The following is a 26,416-nucleotide window of genomic DNA, read 5'->3' on the forward strand; positions in this document are numbered from 1 at the left end:
CGTTAACGGAGTATATGTCGTTTAAATGACAAATTTATTACATTGCTGGTTAAAGCAGCAAAAAGTCCCTTGTTTGTCAAATATGCAATCGATGTAATAAAAATGTCATACAAAAAAACTAGTTTGCAGACTATGAACTAAAATTTCTTTCCATCGGCAGAAAAAGGTATTTCATGAGTGCAGAAAAGCTTTACGTAGAAAAAGAGCTTAGTTGGTTATCTTTTAACGAGAGGGTACTGCAAGAAGCGGCAGATAAAACAGTCCCTTTAATTGAGCGCATCCGCTTTCTCGGTATCTTTTCCAATAACCTCGATGAATTCTACAAAGTTCGTTTTGCTGATGTGAAACGCCGTATTCTGATCAATAATGAACGCGGTGGCAATAACCCAGCGAAGCACTTGCTCGCACAAATGCAAAATAAGGCGTATAAACTAAGCCAAGAGTTCGATAATCTGTACAACGAATTGATTCTTGAAATGGCCAGGCGCCGTATTTTTTTAGTAAATGAAACTCAGCTTGATGATCATCAGAAGCTTTGGTTAACCGATTATTTTCGTGATCATGTTCTACCACATATCACCCCTCTTCTCATGGATGATGACATCGATGTTCTGCAATTTCTTAAAGACGAATACGCGTATATCGCCGTCGAATTACAACAAAATCATCACTCTCAATATGCGTTAGTTGAAATTCCTACCGATCACTTGCCTCGCTTTATACAGCTTCCTGAAGCGAAAGGAAAACGCCGTAAAACCATTATTTTGCTCGATAACGTTATTCGTTTCTGTTTAGACGATATTTTTCGTGGCTTTTTTGACTACGATGAGCTTAATGGGTACGCGATGAAAATGACGCGTGATGCCGAATACGATCTCAGTCATGAAGTCGAATACAGTTTATTAGAACAGCTATCCGAAGGATTAGAGCAAAGGCTGACCGCCATGCCAGTCCGTTTTGTTTACGAACGCGAGATGCCCGACGATATGCTGCAGTTCCTGTGTCATAAAATGCAAATTTCTGATTATGATAGTTTACTTCCTGGGAGCCGTTATCACAATTTCAAAGATTTCATTGGCTTTCCTAACCTTGGCCGTGCGTATTTAGAAAATAAACCACAACCACCTTTACGCTGTGCGGATTTTGAAGGCCACTTAAACGCCTTTGATGCCATTAAAGATAAAGATATTTTGCTGCATTACCCTTATCATCAGTTCGAACATATCTCGGAGTTAGTCCGTCAGGCATCTTTTGATCCCAAAGTTATCAGTATCAAGATCAATATCTATCGCGTCGCCAAAGATTCGCGATTAATGAATTCGTTAATCGATGCCGTGCATAATGGTAAGCGGGTGGTGGTGGTAGTGGAACTGCAAGCGCGTTTTGATGAAGAAGCCAATATCAGTTGGTCGAAAATCCTTACTGATGCAGGCGTTCAGGTCATTTTTGGCGTACCTGGCATGAAAATTCACTCTAAGTTACTGCTCATTGCGCGTAAAGAAGGCAGTGAAATCAATCGTTATGCTCATATTGGCACAGGTAATTTCCATGAGAAAACGGCACGTATCTACACCGACTTTGCGTTACTCACCGCAGATAAAGATCTTACCGAAGAAGTCCGCCATGTATTCTCATATATTGAAAACCCCTATCGACCAGTCACATTTAACCATTTAATTGTGTCTCCGCGTAACTCGCGTAAACAGCTTTACCGTATTATTGATAATGAAATCGCCAATGCTCGTGCCGGATTACCTGCTGCGATGAAAATCAAAGTCAATAATTTGGTCGATAAAGGGTTAATTAACAAACTTTATGGTGCCAGCTCAGCCGGTGTAAAAATAGATATGATTATTCGCGGCATGTGTTCTTTAGTGCCGGGAGTGCAAGGGATTAGCGATAACATCAAAATCATTAGTATTGTCGATCGTTTCTTAGAGCACCCACGTGTGTTGATCACTCACAATAATGGGGATCCACAAGTGTGGATATCGTCCGCCGATTGGATGACACGAAACATTGATTACCGCATTGAAGTCTCCGCTCCTATTCGCGATGAACGGCTCAAAAAACGCATCATTGATATTTTTAATATTCAGCTCACCGATACCGTCAAAGCGCGTGTGATTGATAAAGAAATGAGTAACCGTTATGTTGAGCGTGGAAATCGGAAGAAAATTCGCTCACAAAGCGCAATTTACGATTATCTTAAAAATATGGAAAAACAAACTCGTAAACGGATAAGCGAAGTGAGAAAACATGAATTTAACGAATGATTCTCGTGATATCGCCGCTCTAGACCTTGGTTCCAATAGCTTTCACATGGTCGTGGCTAAAGTCATTGATAAAGATTTACAAATTGTGAGCCGCCATAAACAGCGTGTTCATCTTGCGGCAGGTCTGGATGAAGACAAAAATCTCAGTGAAGAAGCCATGCAAAGAGCACTAGATTGCCTTGCTATGTTTGCCGAACGTATTCAAGATTTTGCGCCAGATAATGTGCGGATTGCTGCAACCCATACCCTAAGGCAAGCCACTAATTCAAGAACGTTTATTGAAAGAGCCCGGAAGATTTTACCCTTTCCTATCGAAGTCATCGCCGGGATAGAAGAAGCGCGCTTAATCTTTCTGGGGGTTGCTCATACTCAGCCCACGTCTGATGATGCGATGCTCGTGGTGGATATTGGTGGCGGCAGTACCGAGATGATCATTGGTCAAGGTTTTGCACCCACCCATGTGAACAGCAAACAAATGGGATGTGTTAGCTATACCCAACGTTTTTTTACAAATAATAAGCTATCGAAAAAGAACTTTGCACAAGCCATTTTAGCGGCGCAACAACGTTTAGAGTCTCTGGCACACACTTATCGTAAAGCAAGCTGGAAAGTCGCATTTGGTTCTTCTGGTACCGCGAAAGCCATTAAAGATGTCCTTATTGGCTTGGGGCATGAAGATGGCATCATTACCGCACCACGTTTAGAAGAGTTAATCGAGCGGTTATGTACATGGCGCACTATTGATGACATTGAACTTGATGGCTTAAGTGACGATCGTAAACCAGTATTTGCCGCAGGTGTGGCGATCATGGCGGCGATTTTTCGCGATCTGCATATTAAAGAAATGCATTTTTCCGATGGCGCATTACGTGAAGGTTTGCTGTATGAAATGGAAGATCGCTTCAAATACAGTGATATTCGCCTGCGCACTACAGAAGCGTTGGCAGATAAACATGCTGTCGATTTAGAGCATGCCGCGAAAGTAAAAAGTTATGCTCGCGACTTTTTAGATCAAGTCGGTGGTGATATCGGAATAAAATCCAGTTCAGAGTTACCCGCATTACTCGAATGGAGTGCTTTGCTCCATGAAGTCGGTTTGAATATCAGCTATCAAGCCTTCCACCGTCACTCAGCATACATTCTTACCTACACCAATATGGCAGGGTTTAACCGTGAACAACAACAAGTTCTTGCGACCTTAGCCCGCTTTCAGCGTAAAGCGCTCAAGCTCAATGAATTGAGTAATTTTGCACTCTTTAAGAAAAAACACATTCTGGGCTTAATTCGTATTTTACGTCTCGCGATTGTCGTTAACAGCCAACGTCACGAAGAAGTCTTACCCGAACTCTACTTATCTATCCACGACGATGCATGGCATTTAACTTGTGCTGATGAGAACTGGTTAGAAAATAACTTGCTGCTACATGCCGATTTACAAACCGAACAACAATATTGGGATCAAATCGGCTGGGAGTTAGTCTTTTAAGCCATCATGATTAAGGCGTTAATCCAACTTTCGCAAGTTCTTCCTCTGCTTGCTGTGCTGGCAGAGGAAGGTATCCTTCGCGCTGTACCAACGCTTGACCTTGCCGAGAAAATATAAAACGGATGAACTCTCGTTCAATCGGGGCAAGAGGTTTGAGTGGATTCTTATTTACGTAAACATAGACGTAGCGTGATAATGGATAGCGATCGGAGAAAATATTCTCTTTAGTCGGCGCGACATAATCGGTGCCTTCTTTTGCTATCGGCAGTAATTTAACACCCGATACACGATAGCCTATTCCTGAATAGCCAATGGTATTAATCGATGATGCCACCGATTGCACAACAGATGCCGAACCTGGCTGTTCATTTACGTTGCGTTTAAAGTCACCACGACATAACGCGACTTTTTTAAAGTAGCCGTAGGTTCCCGATACGGAATTACGACCAAACAATTGAATGCCACGCTTTGCCCAGCGCTGAGATAATCCCAATTCAGCCCAAGTATTGATTTTTTTAGTCGCGCCACAATTTAACGTTTCAGAAAAAATACTATCGAGCTGAGTAAAGTTGAGGCCTTTAATCGGGTTGTCTTTTTGTACAAACACCCCAATTGCGTCAATGGCAATCTTGAGCTCGACAGGTTTGTAGCCATGTTCACGTTCAAAGCCATCAATTTCTCGCGAGCGCATTGGGCGGCTCATCGGCCCTATTTGTGCGGTACCTTCGGTTAGTGCTGGCGGCGCCGTTGCCGAACCAGAGGCTTGTACTTGTACATCCACATTCGGATAAATCTCTTTAAAGTCTTCAACCCACAAAGTAGTTAGGCCTGCTAAGGTGTCCGACCCCACACTAGTAAGGCTGCCCGTCACACCGATACTCTTTTGATACTGAGGTAAAACGACCTTATCCTTTGCCCACACAGAAGAAGCCAAGGACAAAGCCATAACAACTAGCAGAGCCATAGTCACGCGGATATGATAATTACGTCGTTGGATCAAGGTTTACCACCAATCGAGTTGGAAGAACAAAGGAGAACTGGCTCCCTTCTCCGACTTTACTTTGAATTTCTAAGCGCGATTCATGATGTGACAAAGCATGCTTTACAATCGCTAAACCTAAGCCGCTGCCTCCGGTATCACGAGAGCGGGCTTTATCGACACGATAAAAGCGTTCCGTCAAACGATGTAAATGCTGAGGTTCAATACCATCGCCGGTATCAATAACTTGCAAGTGTGCGCCCTGAATACTGGAGAACCAGCGTACTGTGATGGTTGAGCCATCAGGAGTGTACTTCACGGCATTGTACACTAAGTTAGAAATCGCACTACGCAGTTGGTCTTCATCTCCGAGCACTGTTAACTGTTTATCGATCTCAAAATTCAGTTGATGTGCGCCATCACCACTTAGGCTTTGCGCTTCTTTTTCAAGCACTTCTAGCATGCCCGGTACATTAACGGTTTCTTCCAACTCATGCTTGGGCGCGGCCTCAATTTTCGACAATGTGAGTAGCTGATTAACTAAACTATTCATCCGCGATAACTGTTCGGTCATAACACCATGAGCTTTGGGCCACATAGGCCCTACCACCATATCTGGGTCTTCAGTCATTTCTAAATACCCTTGTAACACCGTCATTGGCGTACGCAGCTCATGAGATACATTGGCAAAGAAATTACGACGCATGCCTTCCAATTGCTTTAATTGCGTAACGTCACGTACCACCATCAAATGCTCACCATCGGTGTAGGGCACAATCCGTAATTCTAATGAGCGTTCAACGTTTAGTGGGGAACGAATTTCTAATGGATCGGTAAAATCGGCTTTTTTAAGGTATTTAATAAAATCGGGAGAGCGAATTAAGTTGGCAATCGGCTGACCATTATCATCTGGCCACTGAAACCCTAATAGATGCTGCGCCAAACGGTTACACCATACGATATTACCTTCGGAGCGAAAAACCACGACCGCATCAGGTAAAGATTCGGCACCATTGCGGAAACGACGAATCAAGTTACTTAGTTCACGTCTCTTCTTACGTTGTCGCTGCTGTAATCGATACATCCCATTAAATAGCGATTCCCACTGACCGGATCCTGAAGGTGGCGATAAGCGTTTTTCATCCCACAACCAAGAAGATAGGCGAATTTGATTATAGAGGTGCCACAACAACTGCAGTGCAGTTGCCGTAAACAATAACCAAGAGAGGTGCCCAAAGATGCATCCAGTGATAATCCAAGGTAAGTAAAAAAAAGCCAGCTCCCAAGCCAGCTTTTTCCAAGTTAATCGTTCAGCCATAGGTCTAAGTCGGTACCTTATTTAAGCTCGAGTAGAGAAACGGTAACCCGCACCACGTACTGTTTGAATCAATTTATCATGACCGACACTCTCTAGCGCTTTACGTAGACGTCGAATATGAACATCAACGGTACGATCTTCAACATAGACATTTGTGCCCCAGACGTTATTCAAAAGCTGTTCACGGCTATACACGCGCTCTTGATGGGTCATGAAAAAGTGCAACATTTTAAACTCGGTTGGCCCCATATCAAGCGGCGCTTCTTCTGATGTGACACGGTGCGACACAGGATCCAGCTTCAAACCTTGTACATCAATCACATCTTCTAACGCGGTTGGGGTAACACGACGAATCACCGCTTTTAAGCGCGCGACCAATTCTTTAGGTGAGAAAGGTTTAGTGATGTAGTCATCCGCTCCGACTTCAAGTCCACGAACTTTATCTTCTTCTTCACCACGAGCTGTGAGCATCACAACCGGAATATTCTTCGTTAGTTCTTCACGCTTCATATGTTTTATGAAGTTGATACCACTACCACCGGGGAGCATCCAATCTAGTAATACTAGATCAGGAAAAGGTTCACAGAGTTTACTGACTGCCGTGTCGTAATCTTCAGCTTCTACGGCTTGGTAACCTTTTTGTTCAAGAACAAAACAGAGCATTTCACGTATTGGAGCTTCATCCTCAACTACTAGAATCCTTCTAGTCATAATTGAATAACCTTTGCTTATTATCAACTGTAGGCATTATCAATAATAATTATGACACTTTTGTGACCTTTGCAAAGAAATTTTCATATAAGTTTCTCGCGTTGTTCACCATTATCGCGATTAAATTGCTTAAGACAAGCGCTATGAAATGCCCTATTATGGTGAACTTTCGGATAAGGAAAAAAGAGATATGTGGTTTAAAAACTGTATGGTTTATCGCGTCAACCGTGATGTAACTTTCAATGCTGACAAGCTAGAACAACAACTGAACGAATTTCGCTTCACGCCGTGCGGCAGCCAAGATAAACAAAAATTTGGCTGGGTTCATGCCATGGGTAAGCAAGGCGACATGATGACTCACGTGAGTGATGATCGTATTCTCCTGTGTGCCAAGAAAGAAGAAAAAATGCTGCCAGCATCTGTGATTAAAGAATCACTTGCTGAAAAAGTCGAAACCATCGAGCAGCAAGAAGGTCGCCCACTGAAGAAAAAAGAAAAAGACAATATCAAAGAAGATATTGTGATTGATTTACTGCCACGTGCGTTCCCTCGCAGCCAATACACCTATGTATTGATTATGCCAAGCCAAGGGTTAATTTTAGTGGACGCCAGTAGCTATAAGAAAGCAGAAGATGTACTGGCATTATTACGTAAAACAATGGGAAGTTTACCGGTTGTACCCGCGATTCCTGAAACTCCGATTGAAACTACGCTAACGGAATGGGTACAAAAAGGTCAACTTCCACAAGGCTTTTCGTTAATGGATGAAGCTGAGCTCCGTTCATTACTCGAAGATGGCGCGGTGCTTCGTTGTAAAAAACAAGAGTTAACCAGCGAAGAGATCTTGAGCCATATTGAACACAATAAAGTCGTCACCAAGCTGGCGCTCAACTGGCAAGATCGTATTAGCTTTGTACTTAGTGATGATTGCAGCATTAAGCGTCTGGGCTTTAGCGATGAATTAAAAGATGAAAATGAAGACATTCCACGTGAAGACCAAGCGGCGCGTTTTGATGCCGATTTTTCGCTTATGTGTGGTGAATTAGGCGCATTCTTACCCAATTTATTTGATGCACTGGGTGGATTTTCTGATACTCAGCATTAAATAACTACTGACCACTCTATTTTCCATATAAATAGAGTGGTTTTTCTTTTGTGATCTCTATTCATATCGCTCGATTTGACGTAAAATCTGCGCCCCTACCTAATACCATCAGGTGGTATTAGCCTGACTTGAAATCAGATTGAGAATACAAACCATGACAACATCCAGCACTTTCGTCCCTGAACTGCTATCACCAGCTGGTAGCCTTAAAAACATGCGCTATGCCTTTGCATATGGCGCCGATGCCGTTTATGCCGGCCAACCTCGTTATAGTCTTCGTGTGCGTAATAACGAGTTCAATCATGAAAACCTCAAAATCGGCATTGATGAAGCTCATGCTCAAGGCAAGAAGTTCTATGTGGTATGTAATATCCAGCCACACAACTCAAAACTAAAAACCTTTATTCGCGATCTCAAACCCGTTGTCGATATGGGGCCAGATGCTTTGATCATGTCCGATCCAGGACTGATTATGATGGTGCGAGAAGCGTTTCCAGACACTGTTATCCATTTGTCCGTACAAGCTAATGCCGTTAACTGGGCAACCGTAAAGTTTTGGGCTGCCAATGGTGTTGAGCGTGTTATCGTGTCTCGTGAATTATCGTTAGAAGAGATCGAAGAAATTCGTGAAAACTGTCCTGATACTGAGATTGAAGTATTTGTACACGGTGCATTATGTATGGCTTATTCTGGCCGCTGCTTACTTTCAGGTTACATGAATAAGCGCGATCCTAACCAAGGGACGTGTACTAATGCTTGCCGTTGGGAATATAAAGTCGAAAAAGGCACCGAAAACGAATCCGGTCAAATTGTTGAAGCTTTTGATCCTAAAAAAGATGTCGACACTCAAGCCATTGAAGTCAAAAATGAACGTCCAGATTCGGCGATTGGTCTAGGCAAACCTACCGATGACGTAGTGTTATTATCTGAAAGCCATAAACCCGATGAAAAAATGGCCGCTTATGAAGATGAGCACGGCACCTACATCATGAATTCAAAAGATTTACGTGCGATTCAACACGTAGAACGCATGACCAAGATGGGTATCCATTCATTAAAAATTGAAGGCCGTACCAAATCATTCTACTACTGTGCACGTACTGCCCAAGTCTACCGCAAAGCGATCGACGATGCCGTTGCGGGTAAGCCGTTTGATGAGTCACTCATGTCAACACTAGAGAATTTAGCGCATCGTGGCTATACAGAAGGTTTTTTACGTCGTCATACCCATGATAACTACCAAAACTATAATAATGGCTACTCTGTCTCTGAGACTCAACAATTTGTCGGTGAATTCACAGGTAAGCGTCGCGGCGCATTGGCAGAAGTCGAGGTGAAAAACAAATTTCTTGTTGGTGATAGCCTCGAGCTTATGACGCCAAATGGTAATGTTGTATTCACTCTTGAAATGATGGAAAACCGTAAAAGCCAAGCTGTTGATGATGCAAAAGGCAATGGACACTTTGTGTTTATCCCTATGCCTGAAGATATGAACTTAGACTATGCACTGTTGATGCGTAACCTAGGTGGCGGTCAAGATACGCGTAACCCAGTAGGAAAATAACCATGGCTTTATTGATCACGGGAAAGTGCACCAACTGTGACATGTGCGAACCCGAATGCCCTAACGGTGCGATTTACTTAGGGGATGAGATTTATGAAATCGATCCCGACCTATGTACCGAGTGTAAAGGTCATTATGAAGTGCCGACGTGCCAGTCGGTCTGTCCGATCAATAAGTGCATAGTTACCGACCCTAATAATATTGAGACAGAAGAACAGCTCCTTGAAAAGTTTGTAATTATTCAAGGCCTTGCTTAGCCCATCTCGATTAAAAGCCTGACTAACGTCAGGCTTTTTTTATTCTGTTGCAAAAAAAAACAAGAATGTATTCCAAAAAATACGTTTGCAACCGCTTTGTCATTGAAGGACCTACTTGTCTATATAAGCTAATAAGCAATGCAAATAATTGCATTATATTATGGACGAATAAGTAGGCTATTAATGAAATTATTAATCAATATTGCCCTGTTAACAGGGGCTTGCACTGCATTTAACGCCCAAGCGGCTCCGTTGGCCGATTGGATGAACACCGTTAGTGATGATACACAACTCACCGCTATGACCATTCCTGGCACCCATGACTCTGGTGCAACACATGAACCTTTGCCTGGTATTGCTAAAACTCAAAATACCACTATCGCTCAGCAATTGGATAATGGTGTTCGCTACCTCGATATTCGCTTACGCCATTATCAAGACTCGTTGCTGGTTCACCACGGGTCCATCTACCAACACTTAAATTTTGATGACGTTATGCAGCAAGTGACGGATTTCTTGAACCTGCATCCCAGTGAAACCGTGCTCATGCAAGTCAAAGAAGAATACGATGCTACGGGTAATACACACAGTTTTGAGCAAACCTTCGTGGACTATAAAAACCGCCCTGCTTATCGCAATTTTTGGTGGGGTCATAGCTATTTACCTACGATGGGGCAAGCCCGTGGTAAAATTGTTCTGCTCCGTCGCTTTGCGGGTTCTTTCTATACATCTGGTGGAATAGATATGACGTATTGGGAAGATAATACTTCTTTTAATACGCAGGAAAGTAAAGGGGTGAAGATTCACGTACAAGACAGTTATAAAGTCAAAAGCTCAACCAATAACAATAAATGGTCAGTTATTAAACAAAACTTAGATAATGCAGCACAGTCACCGGGAGTCTTAACATTGAACTTTTCTAGCGGCTACTCACCAACGTTAGGAATACCTAACATTCCAAAAGTCTCTAATGATATTAACCAGCGATTGCTCAACTATTTCAATGAGCGCAAAGGACAAAAACAATCCCATGGCGTGATCATCTCTGATTTTTCTAGCGCCGCACTTAGCCAAGCTGAATTAAAGGCATATTTGCCCTAAATGGAAAATAAAAGTGCCAGTCTCATACTGGCACCTTATCCTCTATTTTTTATTCAGCCCTTTACTATGCAAATAGCTTTGCATATACGGACGTGACTCTTTACTTAATGTATTGGTGATTTGCTCAGACCATCCTTGTTGCTTAGTATTACCAGAACGTGTGGCATAATAATCCAACATCACTTGGTCATAGTCTGCAATCGCTTGATGATCCAGTGGTTGATACTGATCTTCATGTACAATAACACTGGCCGGTAAACGAGGCTTCTTCTGCGGATCTTGCGCCGGATGTCCTAAACACATCCCAAATAAAGTCGCGCTGTTTTCTGGCAGGCCTAGAATGTCATCAACACGAGCTGGATCATTACGTAGTCCACCGATATACACACCGCCAAGCCCCATAGACTCGGCCGCTAATAAGCAATTTTGCGCCATAATACCTGCATCTACAGCACCAATAAGGGTTAGCTCAGTATATTCAGACTTCACTTGATCACTAATTTCATGGTGACGTTGGTAGTCAATGAAAAACACCAAGAATTCAGCGGCAGCTTCAATCCAAGGTTGTGGGCCTGCTAATTCTGCTAGCGCTTTACGCTTCGCAGGGTCCGTGACTCTGACTATAGATACGGTTTGTAATAAACTCGATGTGGACGCCGCTAAACCACTTTCTATAATCGAGTCGAGTTGCTCTTTACTAATAGGTTGTTCTGTAAATGCTCGAATAGAACGGTGGGCTTGTATCGTGTTAACTACTGAGTTCATAGCAGCTCCTCTATCGTAATATCAATGATTATGAGCTGACACATTATGTGCCACAGCTCGACTTAACAGAGTACCAGTTAACGATAAGCCCTTCGAGAATATTTTGAACGAACATTCAACGAATAAAATCTACTGCATCACCATGCATTAACCACAGACATTCCTCCCAAACGTCTAACAAGATCAACTTACCAAGAGCGAATCCGCTGCGCTTCTATACAAATCTCCCCTCATCTATAGCCTTAGCTACAGACGTAAAAAGCCCCAGTCTTGCGACTGAGGCTATTTTATATGGCAGGGGTGGAGAGATTCGAACTCCCAACACGCACGGGCTTATGGAAAGCGAATCCGCTGCGCTTTTCTACAACTCAATCGATAAGAAACAACAAACAAAAAAGCCCCAGTCTTACGACTGAGGCTATTTTATATGGCAGGGGTGGAGAGATTCAAACACCCAACACGCACGGGCTTATGGAAAGCGAATCCGCTGCGCTTTTCTACAAATCAATCGATAAGAAACAACAAACAAAAAAGCCCCAGTCTTGCGACTGAGGCTTATTGATATGGCAGGGGTGGAGAGATTCGAACTCCCAACACGCGGATTTGGAATCCGCTGCTCTGCCAATTGGAGCTACACCCCTAAAATAAATGGCGGAACGGACGGGATTCGAACCCGCGACCCCCGGCGTGACAGGCCGGTATTCTAACCAGCTGAACTACCGCTCCGCTATGTTCAGTATCTAAAGATAAGTCTTACAAAAACAATGCTATATCTTTAGTTTTGTCTTTAGATATTTAACATCTGAAGACAAGGATTAAAGCCTGGCGATGACCTACTCTCACATGGGGAAACCCCACACTACCATCGGCGCTATTTCGTTTCACTGCTGAGTTCGGCATGGGATCAGGTGGGTCCAAAATGCTATGGTCGCCAAGCAAATTCTTTCTGTTATCGCCCAAGGGCCATAACAATAATCTGGAAAGCTGTTTTTTGTGGCTTTAAAAGCCGTTCTCACACACTCAAGTACTCATATTGAGTCCGTTACAAAACCTTTTTGGTGTTGTATGGTTAAGCCTCACGGGCGATTAGTACAGGTTAGCTCAACGCCTCACAACGCTTACACACCCTGCCTATCAACGTTCTAGTCTCGAACAACCCTTTAGGACGCTTAAAGCGCCAGGGAGAACTCATCTCAAGGCTCGCTTCCCGCTTAGATGCTTTCAGCGGTTATCGATCCCGAACTTAGCTACCGGGCAATGCGTCTGGCGACACAACCCGAACACCAGAGGTTCGTCCACTCCGGTCCTCTCGTACTAGGAGCAGCCCCTTTCAATTCTCCAACGCCCACGGCAGATAGGGACCGAACTGTCTCACGACGTTCTAAACCCAGCTCGCGTACCACTTTAAATGGCGAACAGCCATACCCTTGGGACCGACTTCAGCCCCAGGATGTGATGAGCCGACATCGAGGTGCCAAACACCGCCGTCGATATGAACTCTTGGGCGGTATCAGCCTGTTATCCCCGGAGTACCTTTTATCCGTTGAGCGATGGCCCTTCCATTCAGAACCACCGGATCACTATGACCTGCTTTCGCACCTGCTCGAATTGTCATTCTCGCAGTTAAGCGGGCTTATGCCATTGCACTAACCTCACGATGTCCAACCGTGATTAGCCCACCTTCGTGCTCCTCCGTTACTCTTTGGGAGGAGACCGCCCCAGTCAAACTACCCACCAGGCACTGTCCTCATTCCCGATAAGGGAACCAAGTTAGAACATCAAAACTACAAGGGTGGTATTTCAAGGACGGCTCCATGCAAACTAGCGTCTGCATATCAAAGCCTCCCACCTATCCTACACATGTAGGTTCAATGTTCAGTGCCAAGCTGTAGTAAAGGTTCACGGGGTCTTTCCGTCTAGCCGCGGGTACACTGCATCTTCACAGCGATTTCAATTTCACTGAGTCTCGGGTGGAGACAGCGTGGCCATCATTACGCCATTCGTGCAGGTCGGAACTTACCCGACAAGGAATTTCGCTACCTTAGGACCGTTATAGTTACGGCCGCCGTTTACCGGGGCTTCGATCAAGAGCGTCGACCGAAGTCTAACCCCATCAATTAACCTTCCGGCACCGGGCAGGCGTCACACCGTATACGTCATCTTACGATTTTGCACAGTGCTGTGTTTTTAATAAACAGTTGCAGCCACCTGGTATCTGCGACTCTTTTCGGCTCCAAGAGCAAGTCTTTTCACCTATATAGAGCGTACCTTCTCCCGAAGTTACGGTACCATTTTGCCTAGTTCCTTCACCCGAGTTCTCTCAAGCGCCTTGGTATTCTCTACCCGACCACCTGTGTCGGTTTGGGGTACGATTCCTTACAATCTGAAGCTTAGAGGCTTTTCCTGGAAGCATGGCATCAATGACTTCACACCCTTGGGTGCTCGACGTCGTGTCTCGACCTAATGAGTATCCGGATTTACCTAAATACTCAGCCTACGCACTTGAACCTGGACAACCATCGCCAGGCCCACCTAGCCTTCTCCGTCCCCCCATCGCAATTGTAAGAAGTACGGGAATATTAACCCGTTTCCCATCGACTACGCTTTTCAGCCTCGCCTTAGGGGTCGACTTACCCTGCCCCGATTAACGTTGGACAGGAACCCTTGGTCTTCCGGCGTGGGGGTTTTTCACCCCCATTATCGTTACTCATGTCAGCATTCGCACTTCTGATACCTCCAGCAGACTTCTCAATCCACCTTCAACGGCTTACAGAACGCTCCCCTACCCAACATTCCAAAAGGAATATTGCCGCAGCTTCGGTTTATTACTTAGCCCCGTTACATCTTCCGCGCAGGCCGACTCGACTAGTGAGCTATTACGCTTTCTTTAAATGATGGCTGCTTCTAAGCCAACATCCTAGCTGTCTGAGCCTTCCCACATCGTTTCCCACTTAGTAATAATTTGGGACCTTAGCTGGCGGTCTGGGTTGTTTCCCTCTCCACGACGGACGTTAGCACCCGCCGTGTGTCTCCCGGATAGTACTTACTGGTATTCGGAGTTTGCAAAGAGTTGGTAAGTCGGGATGACCCCCTAGTCTTAACAGTGCTCTACCCCCAGTAGTATTCGTCCGAGGCGCTACCTAAATAGCTTTCGGGGAGAACCAGCTATCTCCGAGTTTGATTGGCCTTTCACCCCTAGCCACAAGTCATCCGCTAATTTTTCAACATTAGTCGGTTCGGTCCTCCAATTGATGTTACTCAATCTTCAACCTGCCCATGGCTAGATCACTCGGTTTCGGGTCTATATCCAGAGACTGTGCGCCCAGTTAAGACTCGCTTTCGCTACGGCTCCCCTAATCGGTTAACCTTGCCACTGAATATAAGTCGCTGACCCATTATACAAAAGGTACGCAGTCACCCTATAAAAGAGGCTCCTACTGCTTGTACGTACACGGTTTCAGGTTCTATTTCACTCCCCTCACAGGGGTTCTTTTCGCCTTTCCCTCACGGTACTGGTTCACTATCGGTCAGTCAGGAGTATTTAGCCTTGGAGGATGGTCCCCCCATATTCAGACAGGATATCACGTGTCCCGCCTTACTCGATTTCACTTAAAATGCGTTGCCGGTTACGGGGCTATCACCCTGTATCGCGTGCCTTTCCAGACACTTCACCTGACGCATAAAAAGCTTAAGGGCTAATCCGGTTTCGCTCGCCGCTACTTCCAGAATCTCGGTTGATTTCTTTTCCTCGGGGTACTTAGATGTTTCAGTTCTCCCGGTTCGCCTCGTTACGCTATGTATTCACGCAACGATAACTGCTTATGCAGTTGGGTTTCCCCATTCGGAAATCGTAGACTCAAGTGGCTTTTACTGCCTCATCTACGCTTATCGCAAGTTAATACGTCCTTCATCGCCTCTGACTGCCAAGGCATCCACCGTGTACGCTTAGTCACTTAACCATACAACCCAAAAAAGTTTTGAGTTGATGAACAAAGTCACCAAGGTTTGTCTGCATAACTCTTTGCTTTCACTTTGAAAAGTGAAGACAAAAAGGACATGTTGCAGACTCGATATTGCCGGACTCAATTTTGAATACATACTCTATTAAAAGAGCATGATTTTCCAAGAACACTTGAATGTGTTTGGTGTTTGTTCATATCAATTGATACAACAAACATTGAGAACTTTTACAAATAATTCATATTTATCGCTAAATACGATTATTTTGTCAGCTTTCCAAATTGTTAAAGAGCAATACTGTTTTCACAAAAAAAACACCATTTTTAAATACACTAATTAATATATTTAAAGATGGTGGAGCTATGCGGGATCGAACCGCAGACCTCCTGCATGCCATGCAGGCGCTCTCCCAGCTGAGCTATAGCCCCACTACCCTTGCTTAAAGCAAGGTATGCTCTAACTTTCTAAACCATATCAATCTGTGTGAACACTCATCGCAATAATCATTCGTATTAAGGAGGTGATCCAGCGCCAGGTTCCCCTAGCGCTACCTTGTTACGACTTCACCCCAGTCATGAACCACAAAGTGGCAAGCGTCCCCCCGAAGGTTAAACTACCTGCTTCTTTTGCAGCCCACTCCCATGGTGTGACGGGCGGTGTGTACAAGGCCCGGGAACGTATTCACCGTGACATTCTGATTCACGATTACTAGCGATTCCGACTTCATGGAGTCGAGTTGCAGACTCCAATCCGGACTACGACGCACTTTTTGGGATTCGCTCACTTTCGCAAGTTGGCAACCCTCTGTATGCGCCATTGTAGCACGTGTGTAGCCCTACTCGTAAGGGCCATGATGACTTGACGTCGTCCCCACCTTCCTCCGGTTTATCACCGGCAGTCTCCCTGAAGTTCCCACCATTACGTGCTGGCAATCAAGGATAAGGGTTGCGCTCGTTACGGGACTTAACCCAACATTTCACAACACGAGCTGACGACAGCCATGCAGCACCTGTCTCAGAGTTCCCGAAGGCACCAATCCATCTCTGGAAAGTTCTCTGGATGTCAAGAGTAGGTAAGGTTCTTCGCGTTGCATCGAATTAAACCACATGCTCCACCGCTTGTGCGGGCCCCCGTCAATTCATTTGAGTTTTAATCTTGCGACCGTACTCCCCAGGCGGTCTACTTAACGCGTTAGCTCCGAAAGCCACGGCTCAAGGCCACAACCTTCAAGTAGACATCGTTTACGGCGTGGACTACCAGGGTATCTAATCCTGTTTGCTCCCCACGCTTTCGCATCTGAGTGTCAGTATCTGTCCAGGGGGCCGCCTTCGCCACTGGTATTCCTTCAGATCTCTACGCATTTCACCGCTACACCTGAAATTCTACCCCCCTCTACAGTACTCTAGCCTGCCAGTTTCAAATGCAATTCCGAGGTTAAGCCTCGGGCTTTCACATCTGACTTAACAGACCACCTGCATGCGCTTTACGCCCAGTAATTCCGATTAACGCTCGCACCCTCCGTATTACCGCGGCTGCTGGCACGGAGTTAGCCGGTGCTTCTTCTGCAGCTAACGTCAAGAATAACGTCTATTCAACGTTACCCCTTCCTCACTGCTGAAAGTACTTTACAACCCGAAGGCCTTCTTCATACACGCGGCATGGCTGCATCAGGCTTGCGCCCATTGTGCAATATTCCCCACTGCTGCCTCCCGTAGGAGTTTGGGCCGTGTCTCAGTCCCAATGTGGCTGATCATCCTCTCAGACCAGCTAGAGATCGTCGCCTTGGTGAGCTCTTACCTCACCAACAAGCTAATCTCACCTGGGCATATCTTGACGCGAGAGGCCCGAAGGTCCCCCTCTTTGGCCCGAAGGCGTTATGCGGTATTAGCCATCGTTTCCAATGGTTATCCCCCACATCAAGGCAATTTCCCAGGCATTACTCACCCGTCCGCCGCTCGTCATCTTCTAGCAAGCTAGAAATGTTACCGCTCGACTTGCATGTGTTAGGCCTGCCGCCAGCGTTCAATCTGAGCCATGATCAAACTCTTCAATTAAAGTTTTTTCGGCTCAATGAATACTGACTTCAAAACTAATATTTGTTTAAAACAAACATGTAATCTTAAAGCTATTATCATTCCAACAGAATGATAATGAATTGACTGTGCCAAGATTAACAAAGTTAATCTCGATTGGTCACTCAGTTCATTGAAACCAATTTTGTTTCCGAAGAAACTATTGATTATCATCAACGAGTGCCCACACAGATTGATAGGTTTAAATTGTTAAAGAGCTGCGCTTCGTGTTTCATCTCAAAGCGGACGGCCATTTTAGCGATTAGTATTTGAAAGTCAATCACTTTTTTCATTTAATTTCTTAAACTTAATGCCGCTTGTTGCGAGTAAGACGTTTTGTCTTTGCCTGACAACGGAATCGAATTATAGGCACTTTCTGACAGTTCGCAATAGCTAATTTCAATAAAACGTAACAATTGGGTTTAAGCGCCTAATTATCGAGCTACCTGCTCATTAAAAGCACAAAAAAACCCAGACTTTTACTTTCATGGTCTGGGTTTTTGCTTAATCACTATTATTAATACAAGCTAATCGTTACTGATTAACCGTAATATGACCATTGTTAACCCCTATCATAATTGGTTCACCCGGTAACAACTCGCCTGCCAACATTGATTTTGCCAGTGGATTTTCTACATATTGTTGAATAGCTCGTTTTAAAGGTCGAGCACCATATACCGGATCGAAGCCTATCTCCGCAATAAAAGATAGCGCTTCATCGTTTACATGAAACTCATAGTCCTTATCTAATAAACGTTCGCGTAAACGTTGCAGCTGAATAGAAGCTATCGAGCGAATTTGTTCTTGCCCTAATGGGTGGAAGACTACACTCTCATCGATACGGTTAAGGAACTCTGGACGAAAGTGCTGAGCCACAATGTCCATGACCTGATCTTTCATACCCTGATAATCAACCGTATTAAATTGCTCTTGTATACGTTCAGAGCCTAAATTGGAAGTCATAATGACCACCGTATTACGGAAATCAACGGTACGACCTTGGCCATCGGTTAGACGTCCATCATCAAGCACCTGCAATAAAATGTTAAAAACATCGGGGTGTGCTTTTTCGACTTCATCTAACAAGATGACGGAATAAGGCTTACGACGCACGGCTTCAGTTAAGTAGCCACCTTCTTCATAGCCCACGTAACCAGGAGGAGCACCAACTAATCGAGCCACAGAATGTTTTTCCATGAATTCTGACATATCGATACGTATCATGGCGTTTTCACTATCAAACATAAAGTTCGCTAACGTTTTACACAATTCGGTTTTGCCGACCCCTGTTGGCCCCAAGAATAAGAAGGAACCGATCGGGCGGTTAGGATCCGATAGCCCTGCCCGGCTACGGCGAATCGCGTTCGCAACCACATCGACGGCTTCAACTTGACCAATTACACGTTCATGCAATACCGTTTCCATACTCAGCAGCTTCACTTTCTCTGCTTCAAGCATTTTCGATACCGGAATTCCAGTTTGCCGAGATAACACTTCCGCTATTTCTGCTTCAGTCACTTTATTGCGTAATAACGTCATCTCTTGCATTTCTGCTTGAGTAGCCAGATCAAGCTGTTTTTCCAATTCAGGAATACGCCCGTATTGCAATTCAGACATGCGGCTTAAGTCACTAGCACGCCTTGCCATTTCAATATCTAACCGCGCTTGCTCTAATTCAGCTTTGATATGCTGAGTACCTTGAAGTGCTGCTTTTTCAGTTTTCCAAATTTCATCAAGCTCGGCATATTCTCGTCCTTTTTCATCCAGTTCCTCATTGAGGATACCCAAGCGTTTTTCACTCGCGTCATCATGTTCATTGGTTAACGCTTGTTGTTCGATTTTAAGTTGAATGATACGACGCTCTAGCTTATCGAGAGATTCAGGTTTGGAATCAATCTGTAAACGAATGCTTGAGGCCGCTTCATCGATAAGATCTATTGCTTTATCTGGAAGTTGACGGTCAGAGATATAGCGGTTGGATAACGCAGCAGCGGCTACAATCGCCGGGTCGGTAATTTCTACATGGTGATGCAGTTCATAACGCTCTTTTAATCCACGTAAAATGGCGACGGTATCTTCCACAGTTGGTTCATCCACCAGCACTTTTTGGAAACGGCGCTCCAGTGCAGGATCTTTTTCAATGTATTGGCGATATTCATCTAAAGTGGTTGCCCCGACACAATGCAATTCACCTCGCGCGAGCGCTGGTTTTAGCATATTACCGGCGTCCATCGAACCTTCGCCTTTGCCGGCTCCGACCATGGTATGCAATTCATCAATAAAGAGAATGACGTTGCCTTCTTCTTTCGCTAGCTCATTGAGCACCGACTTCAAACGCTCTTCAAATTCGCCACGGTATTTTGCTCCCGCCACTAATGAGCCCATATCAAGAGCTAATACGCGGCGGCCTCTTAAGCCTTCTGGCACTTCATTATTGATGATACGTTCAGCAAGGCCTTCAACAATCGCTGTTTTACCAACGCCAGGCTGACCGATGATAACAGGGTTATTTTTGGTACGGCGCTGCAGCACTTGAATAATACGGCGGATTTCATCATCTCGGCCAATCACCGGATCTAACTTACCTTGCTCGGCACGCTCGGTCAGATCAATCGTATATTTTTCGAGAGCTTGTCTTAATTCTTCAGCATTAGGATCATTGACCGTTTGTCCACCACGGATACTTTCAATCGCCTCATTGACTTTTTTCTCGGTCAATCCAAATTCTTTTAAGAGTTTGCCTAGCGGGCCACGGTCTTCAATCGCGGCCAGTAAAAAGATTTCCGAAGAGATGTAGGAGTCTTTTCTTTTTTGCGCGACTTTATCGCACATATTAAACAGGGAGCCTAAGTGATTAGAGAGCTGAACGTCTCCACCAATACCGCTCACCTTAGGTAAATGATCAAGGATTTCTCCGAGCTTAGAACGAAGCTGCATGGCATCCACATCAAGCATCGTCAATAGAGGACGAACCGGACTGCCATTTTGATCCATTAATGCCACCATTAAATGAACTGGCTCAATGTATTGATGATCGCGGCCTAATGCTAATGACTGGGCATCAGATATTGCTACTTGAAATTTGCTGGTGAATCTATCAAGGCGCATAACAACCTTCCTAACCTCAAATGAGTAAAATGGACTACGCTAGCAAAATGGTAGCAGAATCAGCAAATTTCAAGGCTTAAGAATGAGTTTAATTGCACATTGAGAATTAAGGTTGGATCCAGATGAAACTTGCTTGTCTTCCTGTAATGCCATCACGACGATAGGAATAGAATTGTTGTGGATGTTGGTAGGTACAAACTTTTGAGGAATAGATACCATCTACGCCTAATGACTGTAAGCGAATACGCGTAATTTCATCCATATTGGCCAGCCATTGACCATTTTCTTGGAGGGTAAAAGCGCTTTCGGTTTGTGGGTGAACTTGAGTAAAGGCTTCAATCACATCCGCCCCGACTTCAAATGCATCAGGACCAATTGCAGGCCCAAGCCACACTAATGCTTCACCTTGAATCTGCGCCAACGCATTTTCAATAATCCCTCCCGCGAGACCTCGCCACCCAGCATGGACGGCGGCCACTTGCGTTCCGCTAGTATTGGTAATCAAAACAGGCAAACAATCCGCCGTCATGACGGTACACACAACCTGAGGTAATGCTGTACAAATACCATCAGCATCATGCGTATCTAATTGAGGCGATTCTGCGCGTAACACACAAGTGGAATGCGTCTGATTTAGCCAAATGGGGGCAGATGGCATATTTAGAGACTCGGCAATAGCATGTCGATTCCTTTCGACATGATTCATATTATCCCCAACATGGGCTCCCAAGTTCAAACCTTGATAAACCCCTTGTGATACCCCACCAATCCGCGTCGATGAAAACGCTTTAATGTGTTTCGGTGCAGGCCAGTTAGGAATAACATGATGCATAGTTTTAGTACTCTTCAGTGCGATGGTTTTTTGCGTCTAAACGCAAGGCTGCCGCCATTTCTACCATATCATCCGGTACTGGTGCGTGAAATTCTAATGTTTCTTTGGTTATAGGATGGTCAAATCGTAGCATAACTGCATGCAACGCTTGACGATCAAATGCGCGAATTTCTTCTGCCAATTCTTCTGTTGCACCCTTTGGAATGCGAGCTCGCCCTCCATAGGCTTGATCACCTAACAACGGATGCTGAATATAAGACATATGCACACGAATTTGGTGAGTACGCCCCGTCTCCAAACGTAAACGAATACGGGTGTGTTCACGGAAATGCTCAGCTACCCGGTAATGAGTCACTGCTGGACGTCCCGAAATAGTCACCGCCATTAGAGTACGTTTCGTGGCATGACGACCAATCGGTTTATCAACCTGACCACCACCTGTCATTGTACCAATCGCAATGGCTTCATACTCACGCGTAATATTACGCTTTTGCAAAGCACGAACCAAACGAGTTTGCGCTGGCACAGTTTTAGCCACCACCATCAAGCCCGTGGTATCTTTATCAAGACGATGCACAATCCCAGCTCGCGGAACTTCCGCAATTTGTGGGTAGTGATAAAGCAACGCATTCAAAATGGTGCCATCAGGAGTGCCTGCTCCTGGATGAACCACAAAATCACGCGGTTTATTGATCACAATGATGTCATCATCTTCGTAAACTATCTCTAAAGGAATATTTTGCGCTTCCCAACGCTCCTCGTCTTCCAGTTCAGCCTGAACAGTGATAACTTCACCGCCTAAGACTTTAGTTCTGGGTTTAGTGACGACATTGCCGTCAACAGAAATTTTTCCAGTGATGAGCCATTCTTTCAGGCGAGTACGAGAAAAATCGGTAAATAGTTCAGCGACAGCTTGGTCTAAACGTTGACCTAACTGTTGCTCTGTTACTGTTTGGGTTAATTCAATCTGTTGCGCCATATCGAACTTTTTCAAAAACCTTGGGACTAATGCCACTAGTATGGATAATATATGACGCCATTGTATCTGTTACTGTCCAGAAAGTAACGTCACGTTTTTTGGAGCTACGGCTCTTAAGTTAAAGAAGCACTAATTTCAAGGAAGCATCTCCTGACATGAAATATCAGACTATCGCAGGCTTACTCACACTCACACTATTATATGGCTGCTCTAGCAGCGACAAAGTAGTGCCTGATGTACCTCCTTCACAGCTTTATTCCGAGTCTCAGGAGTCTCTACAATCAGGGAACTGGCAGACTGCCATCAAAAAACTCGAAGCACTTGATTCTCGCTATCCTTTTGGTGCTTACTCAAAACAAGTACAACTTAATCTTATTTACGCTTATTACAAGAGCGATGATTACGCGATGGCTCTTGCCACCAGTCAACGCTTTGTCCGTTTAAACCCAACCCACCCACAAATCGATTGGGTTTTGTATATGCGTGGCCTCATTTATATGGCTCAAGATCGTAACTTTGTACAAGAATTTGTTGGTATGGATCGTAGCGACCGAGATCCTGAGCCAGCAAAATCTGCTTTCGCCGATTTCAAAAAACTCTTGAAACGCTACCCGAATAGCTTATATGCAAAAGATGCGAAAAAACGTATGGAGTCTTTAAAACACCGCATCGCTGATTATGATCTGGCAACCGCTGATTTTTATTTGCGCAGAAAAGCGTATATCGCGGCAATTAATCGAGCCCAAGAAATTCAAAAAACGTATCCAGATACACAAGCTGCACGCAAATCAATTCCAATCGAATTGAAAGCTTACCAAGCACTAGGCTTAAAAAAACCGATTGAACGCACTAAGAAGCTCATGGAGCTCAATCCGGTAAAATAATCCCCACAAAAGCAAAGGCCGCATCCATCGATGCGGCCTTTTTTATGAATATGGCCGGATAATCAGTGCATGACATCACTGTTTATCCGGCCACATTAGTTTGCACTACCTTATTTTGAAACGAGAAGACCCGCTAAAATGCCGAGTATTTTTAGTTTCAATACCTTCAATGTAACGTGATTGTCACGAATCTCAAGGCTTTTCTTGAGTTTTTTACCTCACTCCTTGCGACAGATCACGTTCATTTTTAATCTAACAAATCTCACACAAAAAAGTGACTCAGGTCACACATCACAAGTCATTTATCCTGCATTCTGGTCACACCCCATAAGGGATACCACAGAAGGAAGGGCATTATGAAATTGAACATTACAGGTAAAAATATCGACGTTACCTCTGCCATCCGTAATCATATTGAAAGCAAATTTAAAAAACTGGAAAAGTGGCAAGTTGATTTGATTAGCTGCCAAGCAACATTCAGTGAAGAGCCTAACAAGCAGAAAAAATTTGAAGCCAGTATCCGTGTTCCTAAAGGTCAATTAACCGCATCCGCTGTGCATGAAGATTTGTATGTTGCCATCAACGAAGTTGAACAGAAACTAGGGCGACAACTGAATAAATACAGTCATAAACATGAAGCCAAAAGAGGCGTCACTCCAATTCCTCTTGAAGAAGAATAATCGTTTCCAAGAATAGCGCCTGAGGGCGCTATTTTTTTGCTTGACGCTAACGCTCCCCTTGCTTATTGTAAAATCAAACCGAATCTATCGATAAAATAATCACAACCGATATGACACAACAACTGTTCGTCTTTGATTTCTTTACTCTCCATTAATTATTGGAGGCATGCTCGTTGGCATAAAAAAGTCAAAAACGAACAGAAAGCCTCCCTGTTGGGAGGCTTTTTTTATAAGGATGATACTGTTATGACTGATACTTCACTGAGTTTGGATGAAATACGATTACGTCTTAATGAGCTAGATGATCAATTGCTTGCACTGCTTTCACAACGGCGCACACTCAGCATTGAAGTCGCGAAAAGTAAAGTGAATACCAAAAAACCCGTTAGAGACGCCAAACGTGAACAGCAGCTACTGGTCAAATTAATTCAGTCAGGTAAGACCAATTATGATCTGGATGCCCAGTACATTACTAAACTTTTCCATACCATCATTGAAGATTCTGTTTTACTACAACAAGCGTATTTACAAGAACTTGCTAATCCACAGGATGGAACTCCTCGCACACGTGTCGCTTTTCTTGGCTCGAAAGGCTCCTATTCTCACCTCGCCACACGTGACTATTTTAGCCGTAAGCACACTGACTTACTCGAAATTAATTGCCAACATTTCCGCGATATTACCGATACGGTTGAAGCCGGACAGGCTGATTTTGGAGTGCTCCCAATAGAGAACACCAGCTCTGGCTCAATTAATGAAGTGTATGATTTATTGCAGCACACCACACTTTACATCGTCGGAGAAATCACCTATCCAATCGAGCATAGCTTATTAACCAACGGGGATGTACCGCTAGAACATATTCGTGAGTTATATTCGCATCCACAACCACACCAACAATGCAGCGAATTTCTACGCCACATGGAAAACATCGAACTTAAAAGCTGTGTGAGTACCGCCGATGCCATGAAAACAGTGCAATCATTAGGGCGCAGCGATGTTGCTGCGATAGGCAGTGCTGCCAGTGGTAAATTGTATGGGTTGCAGCCAATTAAAACGCATATTTCTAACCAAAACGAAAACTATACCCGATTTATCGTTGTCGCTCGAAAACCGGTCGATGTCTCTTTGCAAATTCCAGCAAAAACCACACTGATCATGTCCACCACTCAAGAAGCGGGTTCTTTAGTCTCCTCATTGCAGGTGCTACAACGTTATGGCATTAATATGACAAAACTCGAATCTAGGCCGATCATGGGGAACCCTTGGGAAGAAATGTTCTACGTTGATCTACAAACGCACCTTGATTCTCCAGAGATGCAGCAAGCACTGGTTGAATTAACGGCATTGACTACTCATTTAAAAGTTTTAGGATCTTATCCTATTGAAAATGTTAAGCCAACAACCATCCAATTACGCTAAAGGACCTCTTATGCCATCCGTGACTATTGCCTCTCTTAACCCTGCTAAAATTAATGCAGTGAAAAGTGCGTTTGAAATGGTATTTCCAGACACCGTTTTTCAATTTAATGGCATTGATATTCCATCGGGGGTAGCAGATCAGCCGATGAGTGATAACGAAACTCGTCATGGCGCAAGAAATCGAGTCCATAATGCCAAACAAGCAGAACCTGGTTCAGATTATTATGTCGGAATTGAAGCGGGGATTGAAGGCAATGCCACTTTTGCATGGATTGTGATTGAGTCAGAGCAACATCAGGGTGAATCACGTTCTTCGAGTTTAGCTCTACCGCCGAAAGTGCTTGCCAAACTTGCCAACGCACACGAATTGGGAGATGTGATGGATGAGGTATTTGCGACCGACAATATTAAACAAAAAGGCGGAGCCATTGGCTTATTGACACAACATCATTTGACGCGCAGCTCTGTTTATCATCAAGCGTTAATTCTTGCACTGGTGCCTTTTCTGAATCCAGACCATTATCCAGCAAGCCTTTAACTCATTAGGCCATTAACTCGGTTAACCAGCCATTGATAAAAAACGCTAGTGAATGACTCACTAGCGTTTTTAGTTAGGTCCCTTTTGGCAACAGCAATTGTTCTAAATGTGCTTTTTGATCTTCCGAGCACGATTTCAACTCATTAGAGCCACGAGTAATCGTCGCAATACCGACGCCTAACATCTGACTGATCTGACGCTGAGAAATATCGCCTTTCATCAACTCACATAAAATATTAACGCGAGCGATCAACGCCTCTCGCTCATCTGCCGTCATTAACATTGTCAGCAACATATCGTGTTGCTCCTGTTGCGTGGCATTATCTAACAACGTCATTAATTGTTGCCAGTCTTGATATTCCGGTTGCAGTGACATAAT

The 26,416-nt window shown here is 44.3% G+C and carries 18 protein-coding genes, 3 tRNA genes, 3 rRNA genes and 1 other annotated feature; of the genes, 10 read left to right on the top strand and 14 right to left on the bottom strand.

What is annotated here, in order from left to right; all coding sequences use genetic code 11:
• Positions 1–173 precede the first annotated feature (173 nt).
• On the top strand, positions 174–2,276 hold the full coding sequence (gene ppk1 / locus OCU30_RS09540; RefSeq protein ID WP_077315570.1) for a polyphosphate kinase 1: 2,103 nt from the start codon (positions 174–176) through the stop codon (positions 2,274–2,276).
• Positions 2,260–3,762 (top strand): exopolyphosphatase, encoded by a 1,503-nt coding sequence (ppx, locus tag OCU30_RS09545; protein WP_077315571.1) that lies wholly within the window; start codon positions 2,260–2,262, stop codon positions 3,760–3,762. The genes ppk1 and ppx overlap by 17 nt, the downstream gene beginning before the upstream one ends.
• A 10-nt stretch (positions 3,763–3,772) precedes the next feature.
• On the opposite strand, the gene OCU30_RS09550 is transcribed toward ppx, so the two are convergent.
• Genes OCU30_RS09550 through phoB form a run of 3 tightly spaced genes read right to left on the bottom strand, consistent with a single transcriptional unit; the run spans position 3,773 to position 6,770 of the window.
• Complete coding sequence (locus OCU30_RS09550; protein WP_077315583.1) at positions 3,773–4,726, bottom strand: PstS family phosphate ABC transporter substrate-binding protein; 954 nt, start codon at positions 4,724–4,726, stop codon at positions 3,773–3,775.
• Positions 4,727–4,745: 19 nt separating this feature from the next.
• Positions 4,746–6,059: a phosphate regulon sensor histidine kinase PhoR gene (gene phoR / locus OCU30_RS09555; RefSeq protein WP_077315572.1), complete on the bottom strand. Its 1,314-nt coding sequence runs from the start codon at positions 6,057–6,059 to the stop codon at positions 4,746–4,748.
• A gap of 21 nt (positions 6,060–6,080) precedes the next feature.
• Complete coding sequence (gene phoB / locus OCU30_RS09560; protein ID WP_077315573.1) at positions 6,081–6,770, bottom strand: phosphate regulon transcriptional regulator PhoB; 690 nt, start codon at positions 6,768–6,770, stop codon at positions 6,081–6,083.
• A gap of 190 nt (positions 6,771–6,960) precedes the next feature.
• Here phoB and rdgC point away from each other — a divergent pair, with 190 nt between their 5' ends.
• The 4 genes from rdgC to OCU30_RS09580 all read left to right on the top strand — a co-directional run bounded on the left by rdgC (position 6,961) and on the right by OCU30_RS09580 (position 10,797).
• Positions 6,961–7,875, top strand: a complete 915-nt coding sequence (gene rdgC, locus OCU30_RS09565; RefSeq protein ID WP_077315574.1) for a recombination-associated protein RdgC — start codon at positions 6,961–6,963, stop codon at positions 7,873–7,875.
• 154 nt (positions 7,876–8,029) lie between these two features.
• A complete protein-coding gene (gene trhP, locus OCU30_RS09570; protein ID WP_077315575.1) occupies positions 8,030–9,439 on the top strand; it encodes a prephenate-dependent tRNA uridine(34) hydroxylase TrhP in 1,410 nt (469 codons plus the stop codon).
• Between the two features lie 2 nt (positions 9,440–9,441).
• Positions 9,442–9,696, top strand: a complete 255-nt coding sequence (locus OCU30_RS09575) for a YfhL family 4Fe-4S dicluster ferredoxin (RefSeq protein WP_077315576.1) — start codon at positions 9,442–9,444, stop codon at positions 9,694–9,696.
• 183 nt (positions 9,697–9,879) lie between these two features.
• The gene (locus OCU30_RS09580) at positions 9,880–10,797 is read left to right on the top strand and encodes a phosphatidylinositol-specific phospholipase C (protein ID WP_159439154.1); all 918 of its coding nucleotides are present in this window, start codon (positions 9,880–9,882) and stop codon (positions 10,795–10,797) included.
• Positions 10,798–10,839: 42 nt separating this feature from the next.
• Here OCU30_RS09580 and nfsA read toward each other — a convergent pair whose 3' ends face one another.
• From nfsA to rluD, 10 genes are all read right to left on the bottom strand, one after another.
• The gene (nfsA, locus tag OCU30_RS09585) at positions 10,840–11,562 is read right to left on the bottom strand and encodes an oxygen-insensitive NADPH nitroreductase (protein ID WP_077315578.1); all 723 of its coding nucleotides are present in this window, start codon (positions 11,560–11,562) and stop codon (positions 10,840–10,842) included.
• A 564-nt stretch (positions 11,563–12,126) separates the two neighbouring features.
• Positions 12,127–12,203 (bottom strand) — tRNA-Trp (locus OCU30_RS09590).
• 8 nt (positions 12,204–12,211) lie between these two features.
• Positions 12,212–12,288: transfer RNA gene (locus OCU30_RS09595), tRNA-Asp, on the bottom strand.
• Positions 12,289–12,382: 94 nt separating this feature from the next.
• Positions 12,383–12,498: ribosomal RNA gene (rrf, locus tag OCU30_RS09600) — 5S ribosomal RNA — on the bottom strand.
• A gap of 129 nt (positions 12,499–12,627) precedes the next feature.
• A 23S ribosomal RNA gene (locus tag OCU30_RS09605) occupies positions 12,628–15,521 on the bottom strand.
• Positions 15,522–15,874: 353 nt separating this feature from the next.
• A tRNA-Ala gene (locus tag OCU30_RS09610) sits at positions 15,875–15,950 on the bottom strand.
• A gap of 85 nt (positions 15,951–16,035) precedes the next feature.
• Positions 16,036–17,576, bottom strand: a 16S ribosomal RNA gene (locus tag OCU30_RS09615).
• The 16S, 23S and 5S rRNA genes sit together here with 3 tRNA genes alongside, the layout of an rRNA operon.
• A 552-nt stretch (positions 17,577–18,128) precedes the next feature.
• Positions 18,129–20,702 (bottom strand): ATP-dependent chaperone ClpB, encoded by a 2,574-nt coding sequence (clpB, locus tag OCU30_RS09620; protein ID WP_077315659.1) that lies wholly within the window; start codon positions 20,700–20,702, stop codon positions 18,129–18,131.
• Positions 20,703–20,808: 106 nt separating this feature from the next.
• Entirely contained in the window at positions 20,809–21,534 is a 726-nt protein-coding gene (gene pgeF / locus OCU30_RS09625; protein WP_077315660.1) for a peptidoglycan editing factor PgeF, read from the bottom strand.
• A 4-nt stretch (positions 21,535–21,538) separates the two neighbouring features.
• Positions 21,539–22,513 carry a 23S rRNA pseudouridine(1911/1915/1917) synthase RluD gene (gene rluD, locus OCU30_RS09630; RefSeq protein ID WP_077315661.1) on the bottom strand — a complete coding sequence of 325 codons (975 nt, stop codon included), beginning with the start codon at positions 22,511–22,513 and terminating at the stop codon, positions 21,539–21,541.
• A gap of 155 nt (positions 22,514–22,668) precedes the next feature.
• Between rluD and bamD the strand changes: the two genes are divergently transcribed.
• The 4 genes from bamD (at position 22,669) to yjjX (ending at position 26,037) form a co-directional block, all read left to right on the top strand.
• Positions 22,669–23,397, top strand: coding sequence for an outer membrane protein assembly factor BamD (gene bamD / locus OCU30_RS09635; RefSeq protein ID WP_077315662.1), 729 nt, complete (start codon positions 22,669–22,671; stop codon positions 23,395–23,397).
• A 356-nt stretch (positions 23,398–23,753) separates the two neighbouring features.
• Positions 23,754–24,077, top strand: a complete 324-nt coding sequence (gene hpf / locus OCU30_RS09640; RefSeq protein ID WP_077315663.1) for a ribosome hibernation-promoting factor, HPF/YfiA family — start codon at positions 23,754–23,756, stop codon at positions 24,075–24,077.
• A gap of 109 nt (positions 24,078–24,186) precedes the next feature.
• Positions 24,187–24,308 (top strand) — a sequence feature (Phe leader region).
• A 15-nt stretch (positions 24,309–24,323) separates the two neighbouring features.
• The gene (gene pheA / locus OCU30_RS09645) at positions 24,324–25,499 is read left to right on the top strand and encodes a prephenate dehydratase (RefSeq protein ID WP_077315664.1); all 1,176 of its coding nucleotides are present in this window, start codon (positions 24,324–24,326) and stop codon (positions 25,497–25,499) included.
• Between the two features lie 10 nt (positions 25,500–25,509).
• Positions 25,510–26,037, top strand: coding sequence for an inosine/xanthosine triphosphatase (gene yjjX, locus OCU30_RS09650; RefSeq protein ID WP_077315665.1), 528 nt, complete (start codon positions 25,510–25,512; stop codon positions 26,035–26,037).
• Between the two features lie 73 nt (positions 26,038–26,110).
• Here yjjX and trpR read toward each other — a convergent pair whose 3' ends face one another.
• Positions 26,111–26,413 carry a trp operon repressor gene (trpR, locus tag OCU30_RS09655; RefSeq protein ID WP_077315666.1) on the bottom strand — a complete coding sequence of 101 codons (303 nt, stop codon included), beginning with the start codon at positions 26,411–26,413 and terminating at the stop codon, positions 26,111–26,113.
• Positions 26,414–26,416 lie beyond the last annotated feature (3 nt).

The organism is Vibrio palustris, from assembly GCF_024346995.1.
GTDB classification, from domain to species: Bacteria; Pseudomonadota; Gammaproteobacteria; order Enterobacterales; family Vibrionaceae; genus Vibrio; species Vibrio palustris.